Source organism: Achromobacter xylosoxidans A8, from assembly GCF_000165835.1.
Classification (GTDB): domain Bacteria; phylum Pseudomonadota; class Gammaproteobacteria; order Burkholderiales; family Burkholderiaceae_B; genus Achromobacter; species Achromobacter xylosoxidans_B.
The window spans coordinates 6,369,538-6,386,078 of the sequence record NC_014640.1 but is presented as its reverse complement, the minus strand read 5'-3'; the positions used below and the strand labels follow the sequence as shown (position 1 = coordinate 6,386,078).

At 66.6% G+C, this 16,541-nt stretch carries 17 protein-coding genes; 4 read left to right on the top strand and 13 right to left on the bottom strand.

What is annotated here, in order from left to right; translation table 11 throughout:
- Window position 1 precedes the first annotated feature (1 nt).
- The 7 genes from AXYL_RS29365 to AXYL_RS29335 all read right to left on the bottom strand — a co-directional run bounded on the left by AXYL_RS29365 (window position 2) and on the right by AXYL_RS29335 (window position 6,763).
- Window positions 2-790, bottom strand: coding sequence for an SDR family NAD(P)-dependent oxidoreductase (locus AXYL_RS29365; RefSeq protein WP_013396524.1), 789 nt, complete (start codon window positions 788-790; stop codon window positions 2-4).
- Window positions 791-824: 34 nt separating this feature from the next.
- Window positions 825-1,544 (bottom strand): ABC transporter ATP-binding protein, encoded by a 720-nt coding sequence (locus AXYL_RS29360; RefSeq protein ID WP_013396523.1) that lies wholly within the window; start codon window positions 1,542-1,544, stop codon window positions 825-827.
- Complete coding sequence (locus tag AXYL_RS29355) at window positions 1,541-2,293, bottom strand: ABC transporter ATP-binding protein (RefSeq protein WP_013396522.1); 753 nt, start codon at window positions 2,291-2,293, stop codon at window positions 1,541-1,543. Before AXYL_RS29355 ends, AXYL_RS29360 begins: the two co-directional genes overlap by 4 nt.
- A complete protein-coding gene (locus AXYL_RS29350; RefSeq protein WP_013396521.1) occupies window positions 2,290-3,558 on the bottom strand; it encodes a branched-chain amino acid ABC transporter permease in 1,269 nt (422 codons plus the stop codon). The genes AXYL_RS29355 and AXYL_RS29350 overlap by 4 nt, the downstream gene beginning before the upstream one ends.
- The gene (locus tag AXYL_RS29345; RefSeq protein ID WP_013396520.1) at window positions 3,555-4,496 is read right to left on the bottom strand and encodes a branched-chain amino acid ABC transporter permease; all 942 of its coding nucleotides are present in this window, start codon (window positions 4,494-4,496) and stop codon (window positions 3,555-3,557) included. Before AXYL_RS29345 ends, AXYL_RS29350 begins: the two co-directional genes overlap by 4 nt.
- A 170-nt stretch (window positions 4,497-4,666) precedes the next feature.
- Window positions 4,667-5,902 (bottom strand): branched-chain amino acid ABC transporter substrate-binding protein, encoded by a 1,236-nt coding sequence (locus AXYL_RS29340; RefSeq protein WP_013396519.1) that lies wholly within the window; start codon window positions 5,900-5,902, stop codon window positions 4,667-4,669.
- A gap of 42 nt (window positions 5,903-5,944) precedes the next feature.
- The gene (locus AXYL_RS29335; protein WP_013396518.1) at window positions 5,945-6,763 is read right to left on the bottom strand and encodes a shikimate dehydrogenase family protein; all 819 of its coding nucleotides are present in this window, start codon (window positions 6,761-6,763) and stop codon (window positions 5,945-5,947) included.
- A gap of 240 nt (window positions 6,764-7,003) precedes the next feature.
- On the opposite strand from AXYL_RS29335, the gene AXYL_RS29330 reads away from it, so the two are divergent.
- Both AXYL_RS29330 and AXYL_RS29325 read left to right on the top strand, forming a co-directional pair.
- Window positions 7,004-7,741, top strand: coding sequence for an SDR family NAD(P)-dependent oxidoreductase (locus AXYL_RS29330; protein WP_013396517.1), 738 nt, complete (start codon window positions 7,004-7,006; stop codon window positions 7,739-7,741).
- Between the two features lie 107 nt (window positions 7,742-7,848).
- Entirely contained in the window at window positions 7,849-8,595 is a 747-nt protein-coding gene (locus tag AXYL_RS29325; protein ID WP_013396516.1) for a FadR/GntR family transcriptional regulator, read from the top strand.
- 32 nt (window positions 8,596-8,627) lie between these two features.
- On the opposite strand, the gene AXYL_RS29320 is transcribed toward AXYL_RS29325, so the two are convergent.
- From AXYL_RS29320 to AXYL_RS29295, 6 genes are all read right to left on the bottom strand, one after another.
- Window positions 8,628-9,965, bottom strand: coding sequence for an NAD(P)H-dependent oxidoreductase (locus AXYL_RS29320; RefSeq protein WP_013396515.1), 1,338 nt, complete (start codon window positions 9,963-9,965; stop codon window positions 8,628-8,630).
- Window positions 9,966-10,036: 71 nt separating this feature from the next.
- Window positions 10,037-10,597, bottom strand: a complete 561-nt coding sequence (locus tag AXYL_RS29315; protein ID WP_013396514.1) for a 5'-3'-deoxyribonucleotidase — start codon at window positions 10,595-10,597, stop codon at window positions 10,037-10,039.
- A gap of 46 nt (window positions 10,598-10,643) precedes the next feature.
- The gene (thpR, locus tag AXYL_RS29310) at window positions 10,644-11,174 is read right to left on the bottom strand and encodes an RNA 2',3'-cyclic phosphodiesterase (RefSeq protein ID WP_049797965.1); all 531 of its coding nucleotides are present in this window, start codon (window positions 11,172-11,174) and stop codon (window positions 10,644-10,646) included.
- A 46-nt stretch (window positions 11,175-11,220) separates the two neighbouring features.
- Complete coding sequence (cheD, locus tag AXYL_RS29305) at window positions 11,221-11,967, bottom strand: chemoreceptor glutamine deamidase CheD (protein ID WP_013396512.1); 747 nt, start codon at window positions 11,965-11,967, stop codon at window positions 11,221-11,223.
- Window positions 11,968-12,251: 284 nt separating this feature from the next.
- A complete protein-coding gene (locus AXYL_RS29300; RefSeq protein WP_013396511.1) occupies window positions 12,252-13,160 on the bottom strand; it encodes a cell division protein FtsX in 909 nt (302 codons plus the stop codon).
- The gene (locus AXYL_RS29295) at window positions 13,157-13,912 is read right to left on the bottom strand and encodes a cell division ATP-binding protein FtsE (RefSeq protein ID WP_013396510.1); all 756 of its coding nucleotides are present in this window, start codon (window positions 13,910-13,912) and stop codon (window positions 13,157-13,159) included. Before AXYL_RS29295 ends, AXYL_RS29300 begins: the two co-directional genes overlap by 4 nt.
- A gap of 289 nt (window positions 13,913-14,201) precedes the next feature.
- Here AXYL_RS29295 and AXYL_RS29290 point away from each other — a divergent pair, with 289 nt between their 5' ends.
- Window positions 14,202-15,218, top strand: coding sequence for an amino acid ABC transporter substrate-binding protein (locus AXYL_RS29290; protein WP_013396509.1), 1,017 nt, complete (start codon window positions 14,202-14,204; stop codon window positions 15,216-15,218).
- Between the two features lie 131 nt (window positions 15,219-15,349).
- Window positions 15,350-16,540 (top strand): amino acid ABC transporter permease, encoded by a 1,191-nt coding sequence (locus AXYL_RS29285; protein WP_041654409.1) that lies wholly within the window; start codon window positions 15,350-15,352, stop codon window positions 16,538-16,540.
- Window position 16,541: the final 1 nt, after the last annotated feature.

Here is a 16,541-nt window from a genome sequence, read left to right as displayed (position 1 = left end):
ATTAGAGGTAGCTGTAGCGGCTCCAGCCGCCGTCGGCCACCAGGGTGTGTCCGTTGATGTAGCCGGCCTGGCGCGAGGCCAGGAACACCGCCAGGTCGGCCATTTCGGCCGGTTGCGCCAGGCGCCGCAGCGGCGTGCGCTGCTTGAGGCGTTCGGGGTCCAGGCGGCCGCGGGCGGCCAGGTCGCGCACCAGGTCCGTTTCCACGTAGCCCGGCGCCAACGCGTTGACGCGTACGCCCATGGGGCCCCATTCCACGGCCAGGGTCTCGGTCAACAGCACCACCGCGCCCTTGGTGGCGCAGTAGGCGGCGCGGTCGGGCGCCGCCACCACGCCGTACATCGAGGCCAGGTTGATGATGGTGCCGACGCCGGCGGGCACCATGCGGCGGCCGGCGGCCTGGGCGCACAGGAACACGCCGGTCAGGTTGATGTCCACGGCGCGGCGCCATTCGTCCACGGTGACTTCCAGCGTGGGCTTGTTGGCCGAGACGCCCGCGTTATTGACCAGCACGTCGATGCGGCCCCAGGCCTGTTCGATCTGTGCGAAAGCCTGCTCGACGGCGTCAGCATCGGTGACCGAGGCTTGCACGGCCAGCGCCTCGCCGCCCAGCGCGGCCAGGCCGGCGACGGCTTCATCCAGCGCCGCGGCGTCCATGTCCAGCAGCGCCACGCGCGCGCCCTGGCGCACGAAGGCTTGCGCCGTGGCCAGGCCTATGCCCTTGGCGCCGCCGGTGATGACGACGCTCTGGCCGCGCAGGTCGGGATGGATGACTTCGGGAGTTTGGTCCAAGATGTTTGCCTCTTAGCGATGTATTTGCCGGCGCTCAGACCGCCAGCCATTCCTGGACCACGTCCTGGCGCTCATGCAGCTGCGCGGGAGGTCCTTCGAAAACGATGCGGCCGTGGCCCATCACGCTGACGCGGGTGGAGACCTTCAGCGCGATGGTCAGCTTCTGTTCCACCAGCACCACGGACACGCCGCGCTTGTGGATGTCGCGGATCACGTCGGCGATCACTTCCACGATCTTCGGCGCCAGCCCTTCGGTGGGCTCGTCGATCAGCATGACCTTGGGATTGCCCAAGAGCGAACGGCACATGGTCAGCATCTGCTGTTCGCCGCCGGACAGGTTGCCGGCCTTGGTGCCGCGGCGTTCTTTCAGGCGCGGGAAGTAGTCGAACATCTGCCCGGTCGACCAGTAGGGCGCGTCCTCGCGCTTGGGCTGCTCGCCCATGCGCAGGTTTTCGTCCACGGTCAGGTTGGCGAACACCTCGCGTTCTTCCGGCACGAAGCCCAGCCCGGCGCGGGCGATCTCGAAGGGGCGCTTGTTGGTGATGTCGCGGCCTTCGATGGCGATGCTGCCGCCGGTCACGTCCACCAGGCCCATGATGCTCTTCATGGTGGTGGAGCGGCCGGCGCCGTTGCGGCCCAGCAGGCTCACGACTTCGCCGCGGCCCACGGTCAGGTCGATGCCGTGCAGGATGTGGCTCTTGCCGTAGTGGGCGTGCACGCCTTGCAGGCTCAGCAAGGGGGATTGCGTCGTCATACCGTTTCATCTCCCAGGTAGGCTTCGCGCACGCGGGCGTCGCCGCGGATGTCGGCCGGCGTGCCGGTGGCGAGGATTTCGCCGTAGACCAGCACGCTGATGCGGTCGGCCAGCGAGAACACCACCTGCATGTCATGCTCCACGATCAGCAGCGTGCAATCGCGGGTCACGTCCTTGATGAGTTCGACCGTGTAGTCCACCTCGTGCTGGGACATGCCCGCCATGGGCTCGTCCAGCAGGATGACCTTGGGGCGCGAGGCCAGCGTCATGCCGATTTCCAGCGAGCGTTGCTCCGAATAGTTCAGGTCGCCGGCGGCGGTGTCCTGCTTGGCGGTCAGGCGCACTTTTTCCAGCAGGCGGTCCACGTCTTCGTTGACGGCGCGGTTGCGGGCGATGGGACGCCAGAAGTTGTAGACCAGCCCATGCATGCGCAGCACCGCCAGCCGCAGGTTCTCGCGCACCGACAGGCGCGGGAACACGTTGGTGATCTGGAACGAGCGCGCCAGTCCCAGGCGGTTGATGCGTTCCGGCGGCAGGCCGCCGATGGAGCGCGCGCGCAGGCTGATGTCGCCCGACGTTGGCGCGAACGAGCCCGACATCAGGTGGAACAGGGTGGACTTGCCGGCGCCGTTCGGGCCGATGACGGCATGGCGCTCGCCGGCCTCGATCTTCAGGTTCACGCCGCGGATGATCTGTGCGTCGCCAAAGGACTTGCGCACGTCGGTCAGGGTCAGGATCTCGTGGCTCATTGTGCGGCCTCCAGCGCGGGAGCGGCTTGTTCGTCGTCGCGCCACAGGGCCAGCGCCCAGCGGCAGGCGGCCAGGCCCACGGCGAACAGCGCCAGCGGAATCAGCCAGGTCGATGGCGCCAGCGGCGCCCAGTCGTGGCCGAACAGCGGAATGTCGGGCCAGCCGGCCTCGGGGTTCATTGCCAACAGCGAGCGGTAGTCGCGGGCGAACATGCGTTGCAGCAGTTCCACCGTGAAAACCGTGGCGCAAGTCAGCAGCAGGCCGCCCGCCACCGAGACCGCCGCGCGCGGCAGCCAGTTGCCCAGGCCGCGCTCGCGCAGCGAGCGGGTGGCGCCCTGCACCAGGCCGACCAGGCCGTCCGGCACGAACAGCATCACCAGCACGAACAGGATGCCCTGGTACAGCAGCCAGGAGCGGGTGATATCGGCCAGCGTCTGCGACAGGAAGGTCAGGATGGAGGCGCCCAGCACCGGACCGAGGAAGGCGTTGACGCCGCCGATGTAGGCGAACAGCACCGCGTCGGTGGACAGCTTGACGTCGAACAGCACATAGTTGCCGGCCTCGATGTTCAGCGCCTGCAAGCCCCCGGCAATGCCGGCGAACATGGCCGACAGCGCGAACACCAGCGTCTTCAGCGTATGCGGGCGATAGCCCAGATAGCGCAGGCGGTTGGCGTTTTCACGCAGGCCCAGCGTCAAGCGGCCCAGCGGCGTGCGCGTCAGGCCATACAGCGCCGCCAGCGACACCAGCACCCAGGCCAGCACCAGGAAATAGACCTCGATGTCCGAACCGAAAGTAAAGCCCCAGGCCGGCATGCGCATGGCGGATACGCCCGCCTCGCCGCCGAACACGCCCTTGAGGTGCGGCGCCAACGCGTGCAGCAGTTCCGCCAGCGCCAGCGTGATCATGGCGAAGTACACGCCGGCGCGCATGGTGGCGAACCAGCCCGCTACCAGGCCGAACAGCAGGCCCGCCACGCCTCCAGCCAACGGCATCAAGGGCGTGGGCAGGAGTCCCGCACCGCCCAGCGCGTTCATGGCGTGGATGGTGGCGAAGGTGCCCACGCCGAAGTAGGCGGCGTGGCCGAAGGACAGCATGCCGCCCTGGCCGGCCAGCAGATTGAAGGCGCAGGCGAACAGCGCGGCGATCAGCATCTGCACCGCCGCCACCAGTTGGCCCGGGGGCAGCAGCCAGGGCAGCGCGCAGAGCGCGGCCACGCACAAGGCCAGGAGGAAGATTGTGGAAGCGCGGCGGGTCTGGCTCATGCCTGCTCTCCCTTCAGGCCCGAGGGCTTGACCAGCAACACCACCAGCATCAGCAGGAAGGGCAGGGTGGCCGCCAGGCTCGAGACCTTGACGGTCATCAGGCCGCCCACGCTCTCGGCCCATTCGCCGGCTCCGAACAGACCGAACAAGGACGCCAGGCTGGCGTCGATGCCCACCGAGAAGGAACTGATCAGGCCGATCAGCAGCGAGGCGATCATCGCGCCTTCGAGCGAGCCCAGGCCGCCCACTACCACCACCACGAACACCAGCACGCCCAATTCCAGCGCCATGTTCGGATTGGTGGTGTAGAAGGCGCCGGCCACCGCGCCGGCCAGGCCGGCCATGGCTGCGCCCACGCCGAACACGCTCATGAATACCAGCGGCACGTTATGGCCCAGCGCTTCAGCCATGCGCGGACGGTAGATGGCCGAGCGCACCACGATGCCCACGCGGGTGCGCGACAGCAGCAGATAGATCACGGCGAACATCGCCAGCGACACGCCGCCCATCAGCAGGCGGTAGAACGGATAGTCCGCGTCGAACACGCGGAAGGCCGCGAAATTGAGGAACTGCGGCACGCGGTAGTCGACCGGAAAGTCGCCGTAGAACAGCTTGATCAGCTCGGCCACGATGAAGGCCAGGCCAAAGGTCACCAGCAGTTCCTGCGCGTGGCCGAACTTGTGGACGCGGCGCAGGAAGTAGCGCTCCACGCCCATGCCGAGCACGCCGGCGATGACGGTGGCCAGGACCAGCGCGGCCCAGAAGCCGGTGGCGGGCGTCAGGGTGTAGGCGGCATACGCGCCTATCATGTAGAACGAGGCGTGCGCGAAGTTGAGCACGCCCATCATGCCGAAAATCAGTGTCAGGCCTGCCGACACCATGAATAGCAGCAGGCCGTAAATCACGCCGTTCAACAGCGAGACGGTAAAGTATTCCATGTCCGCTCCAGGATTCTTGCGCTAAGACGACGGACGTCTTGCGAGCGAGTGCGCACCGAGGTTTTTCCGGCCCGCGCCGGGGGTGCGCTTATTGATCTGCGACGAAGGCTGATGAGGAAGCGCGTCCGGAGCGCCATGCGCAAGCTGGCGTCGGACGCGCTTGCGGCCCATCAGTTCGGCCGCTGCATCTTGCAGGTTGCCTGCGCCGGCGCCGACACCTCGGCCGCGGCCAGCACCTTGACCGGCTCGAAGCCCATGTCGGTGCCGTCGGCCTTGTACTTGGCGTTCTTGCCGACCTTGGACACCACCATGGGCAGCTGCACCTGGTGGTCTTCGGCGCGCATCGTGTAGGTGCCCAGCGACGAGGTGTAGGTGACCTTCTCCAGCGCGCCGGCCAGTTGCGGCACGGACAGCTTGCCGTCTTGCGGCTTCACCTGCTTGAGCGCCTCGCCCAGGAAGCGGATGCCGATCACGGTCTGCGGCTCGGTGTAGCTGGGGTAGTGGCCGGTCTTGGCCTTGTAGTCCTCGGCGAACTTGGCGCCTTCCTCGCCTGCGGCTTCGATGTTGTAGGGGTGGGCGATGTAGTGGCCCAGCGCGACCTCGCCGGCGTTGGCCAGGTTGCCCACCTGGTCCAGGAACACGGTGGCGAAGCGGACCTTCAGGCCTGCGGCCTGCGTGGCCTTCATCAACAGCAGCAGGTCGTTGGACCAGTTGCCGGTGATGACGGTGTCAGGGTTGGACGAGCGGATGCGCGCGACGTACGGCGCGAAGTCCTGGATCTTGTTGACTTCGTGCAGCGTCTTGCCGACCACTTCATAGCCGTACTGCTGGGCGAAGCGCTCGGTCGCGCCTTCCATGTCCTGGCCCCAGGAGTAGTTCTGGTTGATGGCATACACGCGCTTGCCCAGCGTGCCGTCGGCCGACATGACGGAAGCTAGCGCCTTCACGCGCAGGTCGGCATTGGTGGTGAAGCGGAAATGATAGAAGTGGCACTTCTGGCCGGTCAGTTCCAGCGCTTCTCCGCCCACGTTCAGGAACACGACCTCCTTGCCGGGGTTGCGCAGGTTGTGCTTGCGCACGTCCTCGGTCAACTGGCCGGAAATGGCCGACGACGAACCTTGCACCAGGATCTGCACGCCTTCGGCCGCTGCCGCGCGGAAGCGGTCGGACGCGCCCACCGGGCCGCCCTGGTTGTCGAACTCGACCAGCTCCAGCGGCTGGCCGTTCCAGCCGCCGGCGGCATTGATGCGGTCCAGTTCATATTTGACTGCGGCGCGGAACATCAGGCCGGTCGAAGCCTGCGGACCGGACAGCGTTTCGATCAGGCCGATCTTGACGGGTGCGGCCTGGGCCGATGCGGCGATGCCGGCCAGGCACAGCAGGCCGGTGGTGAAAGCCAATTTCATGCGTGTCTCCTCCGTGGGACGGGAGTGTGGTGAATTTGTGGATCAAGCACGCGCGCTGGCGGACAGGCGCGCCTCTTCTATGCCCAGGAAGCGGGCAATTTCGGCGATCTGTCCTTCCAGCATGTACAGGCCTGGATGCGTGCGGCAGCCGCGCGCGGCGGCGGCGCGCAGCAGGGGCGTGTCGACGCGGCTCATCACGGCGTCGGCGACGACAGTGCCGGCGGCAAGCGCGTCCAGCTGGAAGGGCAGGGGATCGGTGTCATGCAGGCCCAGCGAGGTCGCGTTGATGGCGATGTCGCAGGCTTCGGGCGCGGCACTGGCCACGCTGATGGCCAGACCGGGGTATTGGCGGGCGAGATGGGCGGCAAAGGAGACCGCCTTGTCGGCGCTGCGGTTGTACAGGCGCAGGCTGGCGGGACAGGCGTCGGCGATGGCGCAGGCGATGGCCTTGCCCGCGCCGCCCAGGCCGGCCAGGTAGACATGGCGGCCGGCCGGATCGTGGCCCTGGCTGCGCAGGCCGGCAACGAAGCCCAGCCCGTCGAAGTTGCCGCCGGTGAGCACGCCGTCGCGCAGGCGCACCGCGTTGACCGCGCCGCTCAATTGGGCGGACGGCGTCAGCGCGTCGCACAGGGCGGCGGCGTTCTCCTTGTGGGGCACCGTCACCACGATGCCGCCCAGGTTGGCCAGGCCGCGGATACCGGCGAACAGGCCGGGCAGGGCGTCGGGAGCCACGTGGAACGGCACCATGACCGCGTCCACGCCGCGCTCGCGCAACAGGGCATTGAGCCGCTGGGGCGTCTTGACGTGCGCGATCGGGTCCGCCGCTATCGCGAAAACGGTAGTGCTGCCGGTGATTTCCACCTGATTGTCCCCTGCCTGGGCGGCGGCTTGCCGCCGTGTCGTTGCCGACTCTCTTGCCTGAAAGCGTCAGTTGCTTTACGCTTTCGGAATAAGTTGTCAGGCAACTTTATTAAGTTGTCCGATAAATCATAGGGCAAGCGTTTTTCCCGTGTCAAGCGGCCGTTTCGGGAGTTCAATCGGAACTCCAGCGGCCGCCGGAAAGGCGTTCAGCCCGCATACGAGAGCGCTTCAGGAGACAGAATGATTTCGTTCGAAGGAAAGGTTGCCGCCATCACCGGCGCAGGCAATGGCATCGGTCTGGCGACGGCGCGGCTGATGGCGGCGCATGGCGCCCGGCTGGTGCTGACCGACATCGACAATGCGCGCCTGGAAGAGGTCGCGGCCGAACTGGACCCCAGTGGCCAGCGCGTCTACACGCGTGCGCTGGACGTGTCGGCGTCTGCCGATTGCGAACGTGTGTTTGAAGCTGCCGCCAAGCATTTCGGCGGGCTGGATCACCTGGTGCACTGCGCCGGCATCTACCCGGAGCAACTGGTCAAGGACACCAGCGACGAGGCCTGGCGCACGCTGATGCGCGTGAACCTGGACGGCACCTTCTATGTGTGCCGCGCCGCCCAGCGTCACTTGCGCCATGACGGCTCCATCGTGCTGCTGACCTCGTTGGCGGCCCAGCGCGGCAGCTATGCGCATGCGGCCTACTCGGCCTCCAAGGGCGCGGTGCAGAGCTTCACGCGCAGCCTGGCCCTGGAACTGGCGCCGCAGATCCGCGTGAACGCGGTGGCGCCGGGCATCATCGCCACCTCCATGACCCAGGACCTGATCGGGCAGAAGGGCGCGCAGTTGCTCGAAAGCACGCCGCTGCGCCGCTACGGCACGGCCGAGGAAATCGCGGGTTCCATCGCTTTCCTGTGCTCGCCGCTGGCCGGCTTCGTCACGGGCGAGGTCATGCAGGTCAACGGCGGCATCTATATCGCGTAAAGTCCCAGGATGGCGCGGCCGTCCATGCCGTGGCCGGCCTGCCAGGCATTCCCATAAACAAGAGGCGGCGCGCTTGAGCGCCGCCCGCAAGTTTCCACCATTCGACCATGCAGCCCAACCAAGAACAGGATCCGCCGCGCGCCGCGCCCAAGAGTTCGCTTTCGGCGGCGCTGGGCGATGCGCTGGCGGAGCAGATACGCCAGGGCGTGCTCGCGCCCGGCGATCGCCTGCCCACGGAAAAGCAGCTGACCGAAACCTATTCGGTCAGCCGCGCCGTCGTGCGCGAAGCGCTGGCGCGCCTGAAGTCCGAAGGCCTGATCACGTCGCAGCAAGGCAGCGGGGTGTTCGTCGACCCGAACTTCCAGAAGAACGCCTTCCGCATCGCCGCGCCCACGCCGGGCGACAACCAGGAGCTGGAACACATCCTGGAGCTGATGCTGTCCATTGAAGTCACTGCCGCGCGCTACGCCGCGCAGCGCCGCACCGACGCCGACCTGAAGAAGATGCGTCAGGCGCTGGTGGGCATGGAATATGCGCTGCTCAACGACAAGCTCGGCGACGAAGAGGACTACCAGTTCCACCATGCCATCGTGCAGGCCACCCACAACCCGCATCTGGTGGCCTTGAACGATTACCTGGAAGCCAATGTGCGCCGGGTCATCCGCAGCGCGCGCAACAATACGGCGCGCATGTATGCGGAACGCATGGCTGCGGTGCAGAGCGAGCATCAGGCGATCTTTGCGGCCATAGACGCGGGCGACCCGGATGCCGCCGGGCGCGCCGCCGACCGGCATTTGCGTAATGCCGCGGATCGCCTGCGCCTGTTCCAGGCGGAACGGCCGGCGCCGGTCTAAGGCGGCGGACCGATCCGCCGCGCGGGCGCACCCTAGGCGAAGGTCTGCTCCATTTCGCGGCGGAACTGCACCGCCGTGGAGCTATTGTCGTACTCCACGTCGCTCCAGCGGATCGCCTGCGATTGTCGCACCGGGTTCTTCAGCTTGACCTGATGCGACAAACCCAGCGGCAGATAGCCCTCATCCACCGAATCGCGCGCCGGCATCAGCCGGCCGTATACCGTGTAGCCGCCTTCGCCGTCCAGGATCTGGCCGGCCGGCAGGTCGCGCTTGGCGGTGGCGACGACGTCGCCGTGCCAGCCGGCGGGCGCGCCGGTGGGTTCGCGCCGCAAGCCCACGCTGGCCACGCTGATGCCCAGCTCCAGGCCTATCAGGTGGTACGGCTTGTACATGGCGGTGTAGTTGCCGCTGGGGTCGGTGACCAGTCCATATTCCTTGAAGCAGCGGCGCACGTAGTCGCTGTCGGCGGCCAGGGTCACGTACACGCCCCAGCGCAGGTCGCGGAACACCGGGCGGCCATCGCGTTCCAGCGAGGAAATCACCTCGACCTGCCCGCGGTGGTGCAGGATGCCGCCGTTTTCGCGCGGACGCAGCACGCGCGCCAGGTCGTCCACGCCGCAGGGCGGAAAGTGCAGGCCGGAAGGCGAGGGCAGCAGCCCGGTGGCGTTGGAGACCGCAGCCATCTCGATGGCGCTCTTGGTGCCGTCCAGGAAGCTGTTGAACATCTGCGCGTTGAAGTCGCCGGCCGCGACCATTTCGGCGGTGAAGCCGTAATAGGGCCAGACGGTGTCCGGCGTCGAAGTATGGAACTCGGGCAGGTACTTGGTGCCCTTGCCCGCGGCCATGACCTCGAAGCCGCTGGCGCGGGCCCAGTCCACCATTTCGCAGATCAGGGCCGGCTGGTCGCCGTAGGCCAGCGAATAGACGATGCCGGCTTCGCGCGCGCGCCGCGCCAGCAACGGGCCGGCGAGCGCGTCGGCCTCGACGTTGACCATGATGATGTGCTTGCCGTATTCGCAGCAGGCCAGCACGTGGCTGATGCCGGCGGCGGCCTGGCCGGTGGCGTCGATGACGATATCGACGTCGGGGCTGGCGATCACGGCGTGAGGATCGTCGCTGAAATAGACCTTGCCGTTCTTCAGCGCGTCATTGGTGCTGCTGGCGTTAAGTGCGCTGGCCGGCCAACCCACCCTGGTGAGCGCCGCGCGGGCGCGGTCGGGCGCCAGATCGGCCACGGCAACCAGCCGCATCCCCGGCGTGCGCGGGGCCTGGCTCATGAACATCGCGCCGAACTTTCCGGCGCCCAGCAATGCAACACGCAAAGGCTTGTGGTCGGCTTCTCGCTGCTTCAGCAGGCGGTGCAGATTCATGGTGCAGGCTCCTCCAGGGTAGGGGGTACAGCAACACAGAATAGTCCCAAATTACGGCAGCTGAACAGGACTCACTCATCTGCCGTATATAGCTCTCCGGCCAGCACGTTGCGCCAGTTCTGCCAGGTGATGCGGGGGCGGTCCGACACCTCGCGGTTGTAGGGGGCGTCGAACAGGATGTGCTTCCAGCGAGGCTTCACCGCGCCTTCGATCAGCGGCTTGTCGTCGATCAGCAGATGGCCATGCACCAGGGTCTTGTCCTTGGTCAGGATCAGCCGGTTGGTGGCGTCGCGTCCCAGGTGCTTTTCCACCCACAGGTATTTTTCCGCCACGCAGTTCTCGAACTGTGACAGGGGCGAGGAGCAGATGCGCACGTCCATGCCCAGCGCCAGCAGTTCCTTCACGGCGTCCAGCGCGCCGGGTACCGGCGGCAGGTCGCGGATGAAGCCGGGCGCCGTGTAGATGGCTTCGGCCATGCTGCGCAGCTCGGGGGCGTAATCCTGGCGGATGTAGAAGGACTTGCGGTTCTCGAACGCCACGGGCGGGATGTCCGGATGGCGCGCGCGCCAGGCGTCGATGAAGGCGTGTTCGAAATCGGCGAGCACGCCGTCTTGGTCCAGCAGGATGATCATGGCGATCCCGGGGGGTGGCAACCGGCTGATTGTGCCAGAGGGGGCCTCAGGCGTTCTGCGGCCGCGACTGCGCCACGATGCGGTAGCGGCTGCCGCCCGATTGCGATTCCGATGCCACCAGCACCATGCGGTCGTAGCGCCAGGGCAGGGGAGCGGGCGTTTCGGCGGGCGGGCTGACGTGTTCGATGTTGCGCAGCAGGGTGACGTGCGGGCGGAAGGGCTGGGGCGGCGCGACCAGGCCGAAGCCCGACAGCCAAGACCAGAGTTCATCGTGGGCAGCCTGCAGGCCCGCGGGCGTGTCGCCAGGGCCGGCCCAGAGGATGCGCTGGCGGCCGAAGACGCCGTAGCGGTCCAGGGTCATGTCCTCGGGCGCGAGACGCCGTTCGGGCGTGGCTGCCGCCAGCTCGTCGGCGAGCGCCGCGTCCACGGGTCCCAGGAACGCCAGGGTCAGGTGCAGGGTTTCCGTGCGCATGGCGCGTCCGCCGCAACCGGGCCGAGCCTGCTCTGCCCAGGCCGCGAGCTGGGCGGCCAGCGAGGGGGCAGGCCACAGGGCGAAGAACAGGCGGACGGTGGACATGCGCCGATTGTAGGGGCGCATGCGGCGCAATGCGCGTCGGCGCAGTTCAGTCGCCGGCGGTCTCGGCGCGGCGCCGGCGCGTCAGCGCGGTGTCGAAGCGTTCCACGCCGGGGCGGACTGGACGGTCGAAGCGTTCGACGCCGGGCCGGGCCGGGCGGTCGAAACGCTCCACGCCGGGCCGGGTGAAGCGCTCGACGCGCTGCGGGCTTTCGGTCTTGGCCTGCACGCTCTGGGCGGCCGCCTGTTCGCGCTTGGCGATGATTTCCTCGGCGCGCTGGTGGTGCGGCGCCATCTTGCGGACCATCACCCGGCCGTCGCGCGGGAAGTAGTTGATGCGGCGCGCGTGCACGTCGCCCAGGTCCTGCGCCTTGACGGGAATGCCTTCGGTCTTGAGATAGCTCAGCACGAACTGGCCGTTGCGTTCGCCGATGTTCATCTGCTGCATGGCGGACAGCACGGCGCCGCCGCCGAACACCTTGGCTTCGAGCCGGTCGCGCACTGCGCCGGCCTTCAGCAGTTCGTTGATCAGCACTTCCATGGCGAAGGCGCCGTAACGCATGGTGGCCGAGGCGGGCGACTGCATGTCGCCTTCCGGCAACATGAAATGGTTCATGCCGCCCACGCCCGTGATCGGGTCATGGATACAGGCGGCGACGCAAGACCCCAGGACGGTCGAGATCATCAGGTCTTCGTTGGTGACGTAGTACTCGTTGGGCAGTACTTTCACCGCCTGACACTGGAACGCGCTGTCGAAATAGTGGCGCGTCGCACGGGCTTCAAGACGGGCGGCCATGGGACTCGATTAAGGGCAAGAACAGCGATTTGGACACGAAGTTGGCAGCTCGAGACAGAAATGTATCAAAGTATGTAAGAAAATGTCGCTTTATTCTTGCATACTCAAGCTTCCAGCGGGTGAACGGCTGTGTAACCGACGCAGTAATGTGTCCTGTTTTTGCCGCCCGGCCCATAGCCGGCCGCCCGCTGGCAGGCATGCGAGCATCCTACACAGGCGGGCGGAAGTCGTTCCCCGGATCACGGGGAGGAAGGGGCTTTATACGGAGCTTTAGGCGCCGCGCGTCAGAAGCGCGTGCTGCGGGTGACCGACCAGCGCGCCGACAGGGCGCCCAGGGCGGCCGAGGCGATCACCGCGCCGATCAGCACGGCCGGCCCGGGCAGGTGCAAGGCGAACTCGGCTCCGTAACTGCGGGCCAGTCCGACCAGGGCGTCGTTCAGCGGCGACAGCGCGACCGCCGCCACGCCTATGGCCAGCAGCGAAGCCACCGCGCCGGACAGCGCACCCAGGTACAGGAAGGGGCGCCGGACGAAGGATTCCGTGGCGCCCACCAGCCGGGCCACGCCGATTTCCTCGCGTTGCGAAAGCGCCTGCATGCGCACGGTGTTGAAGACGGTCGCCAGCACCACTACCGCCACGCAGGCGGCCAGGAAGCCCAAGCCGATGCGGGCAAAGCGCAGGATGGCCTCCAGGCGCTGCACCCAGGCGCTGTCCAGCTGCACCAGGTCGACATGGTTCCATTGCTTCCAGGACGCCGCCAGCTTGTCGGCCCGGCCGGCCAAGTTGTCGCCGTCGGCCAGCGTCACCACCACCGCGTCCGGCAGCGGGTTGCCCGGCAGCACGGCCAGCGCCTGCTGCCACGCCGGGTTGGCGCGCAGATCCGCCAGGGCGTCCTCGCGGCCCACCACGCGCACGGCGCGGATATCGTCCTTGTATTCGTCCTGGATGCGCTTGGCCACGTCCGCGGCGGCGCCCGAGGGGGCATCCACGCGCATGAAGACGGTGACTTCGGGGGTGACCGACATCTGGCGCGCCACCGGCTGGACCGAGACCAGGATGGCGCTGCCTAGCAGCGGCAAAGCCAGGGCCAGGGCCATGACCAGCAGGTTGGCCAGGGACGAGAACGGTTGCTTGATCAGGCGGCGCAGGGTGACCAGGAGCGCGTAGCGGTGTTGCCGCAGCCAGGCGTTCATGCGGACTCTCCCGGATAGGCCCGGCCGGGCGCGGCGCCCGGCTGCCCGGTGCCTGCTAGTCCTGCGCCAGTCTCAGGCTGGGCCGTTCCGGCGCCCTGGGAATCAGCGAACTTGCCCGGATCGATGCGCAAGGTGCGGGTGGCGTAGCGCGCCATGAGGTCCTGGTCGTGCGAGGCGATCAGCGTGGTCACGCCGACGCGGTTGAAATCGCGGAACACATTCATGATGCGCTGCGCGTTGTCGTGGTCGAGGTTGGCGGTGGGCTCGTCGGCGATCAGGATGGCGGGCCGGTTCACGATGGCCCGCGCGATCGCCAGGCGCTGCTGCTCGCCGCCGGACAGCTCGATCGGATTGAGGTCTTCCTTGCCGGACAGCCCCACCTTGTCCAGGGCGGCGCGGGCGCGCGCCGCTGCCGAGTTCCAGGCATGGCCCGTGACCGCCAGCGGCAGCATGACGTTTTCGAACGCGGTTCGGTCGAACAGCAGGTGCGTATCCTGCAAGATGACGCCCACGGCGCGGCGCAGGTACGGCCGGGCGCGGGCGGGCAGCTTGTCCAGCCGCTGGCCGTTGACCTGGATCGACCCCCGGCTGGCGGGCTCCAGCCCGCCGATCAGCTTGAGCAAAGTGGACTTGCCGGCGCCGGACGGCCCGGATACGAAAACGAATTCTCCCGCGCTCACGCGGAAGTTGATGTCGGCCAGGATATTGCGGCCGCGACCATATGATTTGAATACGTGCTGGAATTCGATCATGGCGGCTGTCAGATGAAGCCGCAATAGTAACTCGGGGACACTAAGGTGGCCTAAACCGCCAGGAGGAGGCGCGGATAAATCTTTACGCGCAAGGCGTCTGGCGGCGTTTGTCCTGGCGCAAAGAGCGTCCCTTTTTTGTCGGGAAACAGCGTTTCATTTCATCCAGTGTCCCTATATTTCAAGGGAATTCCCGGATGCGCCGCGAGTGGCGCGGACGCTACCATCCGCCCCATACGTGGACCCAACCCGGCCTGCGTGCGACTTCGCTTTATCCCACACGGAGAACACGATGAAAGTACTGAAACTCGCTGCTGTCGGCGCCGCCCTGTTTGCTGCATCCGCGGCCGCCAATGCGGGCGCAACCTTCGATAACGTCAAGAAAAAAGGGTTTGTCCAGTGCGGGGTTTCGACGGGCATTCCGGGGTTCTCCATCGCTGACAGCAAGGGCGAATACAAGGGCATCGACGTCGACCTGTGCCGCGCCATCGCCTCGACCATGTTCGGCGACGCCACCAAGGTCAAATTCACTCCGCTGAACACGCAGCAGCGCTTCACCGCCCTGCAATCCGGCGAAGTGGACGTCCTCACCCGCAACACCACCGTCACGCTGACGCGCGACACGACGCTGGGCCTGATCGGCGTGGGCGTGAACTACTACGACAGCCAGGGCGTCATGGTCTCCAAGGACCTGAACGTCAAGAGCGCCAAGGAACTGAACGGCGCCACCATCTGCGTGCAGCCCGGCACCACCACCGAACTGAACCTGGCCGACTGGTTCCGCGGCCAGAAGATCGAATTCAAGCCTGTCGTGATCGACAAGTACGACGAAATCATCCGCGCCTTCTCGGCCGGCCGCTGCGACGCCTTCACCACCGACAAGTCGCAACTGGCTTCCACCCGCACCACGCTCGAGAACCCGGACAAGTTCGTCATCCTGCCGGAAGACTTCTCCAAGGAGCCGCTGGGCCCCATGGTGCGCCAGGGCGACGAGCAATGGTTCAACATCGTGCGCTGGTCGCTCAACGCCATGCTCGAAGCCGAGGAATACGGCATCACCAAGGCCAACGTCGACGAAATGGCGAAGAGCCCCAACCCCAACATCCAGCGCATCCTGGGCGTGACCCCGGGCATGGGCAAGAACCTGGGCGTGGATGACAAGTGGGCCTACAACATCATCAAGAACGTGGGCAACTACGGTGAAAGCTTCGAAAACACGCTGGGCAAGAGCAGCGCAATGAAGCTGGAACGCGGTTTGAACGCTTCCTACAAGAATGGTGGCTTGATGTACGGCTGGCCGGTGCGCTAACACACGGCTGCCTGGAAAAACGGAGCCTGGTGCTCCGTTTTTCCTCTCCCGCCTTCGGGCGGGTGGCAGGAGTGGGTGGCGCGGCCTCGCCGGCTTCGCCGCCCGGTATTCCGACTTCTGTAGATTCACTCATGAATACTCCCAATAAAAGCGCGCCTGCATCGGCCCCTCCCCGGCGTCTGAACTGGAACGATCCCGGCGTACGCTCCGTGGTCTACCAGGTGCTGGCGCTGGCCGCGGTGGCCTGGGCCGTGTGGTTCCTGGTTTCAAACACGCTGCACAACCTGTCCGTGCGCAATATCGCCACGGGCTTCGGCTTCCTGCAACGCGAGGCCGGCTTCGCCATCGGCGAAACGCCCATCGCCTACAGCCCCTCCGACACCTACGGCCACGCCATCCTGGTGGGCCTGCTCAACACGCTGCGCGTGGCCGTCATCGGCATCGTGCTGGCGACGATTCTCGGCACGCTGATCGGCATCGGCCGCCTGTCCAAGAACTGGCTGGTGGCCAAGATCACGTCGGTCTATGTCGAAGTGATGCGCAACGTGCCGCTGCTGCTGCAGCTGTTCTTCTGGTACGCCCTGATCACGGAAAACATGCCGGGTCCGCGCCAGGCGCACAATCCGCTGCCAGGCGTGTTCATCTCCAACCGCGGCCTGAAGGTGCCGGGGCTGGAAGGCAATTCGCTGGACTGGATGCTGGGCGGTCTGGGCCTGGCCATCGTGGCGATCATCTTCCTGGGTCACTGGGGCAAGAAACGCCAGGAGGCGACTGGCCGGGTGTTCCCGCTGGGCCGCGCCGCCATCGGTTTGCTCATCGGCCTGCCCATCGTCGGCTGGCTGGCCAGCGGGGCCTCGCTGACCTTGGACATGCCGGTGCTCAAGGGCTTCAACTTCTCGGGCGGCCTGACCTTGTCGCCGGAGTTTGCCGCCTTGATGGCGGGCCTGGTGGTCTACACCTCGGCCTTCATCGCCGAAGTGGTGCGTTCGGGCATCCAGGCGGTCAATACTGGCCAGTGGGAAGCCGCCGGTTCGCTGGGCCTGCGCCGCAAGCAGGTGCTGCGCCTGGTGGTGCTGCCGCAGGCGCTGCGCGTGATCATTCCGCCGATGACCAGCCAGTACCTGAACCTGACCAAGAACAGTTCGCTGGCCGTGGCCATCGGCTACCCCGACATCGTGTCGGTGGTGAACACCACACTGAACCAGACCGGCCAGGCCATCGAAGGCATTCTCATCATCATGGGCGCCTACCTCACGGTCAGCCTGTCGATTTCGATATTCATGAACTGGTACAACAAGCGCATCGCGCTGGTGGAGCGTTGAT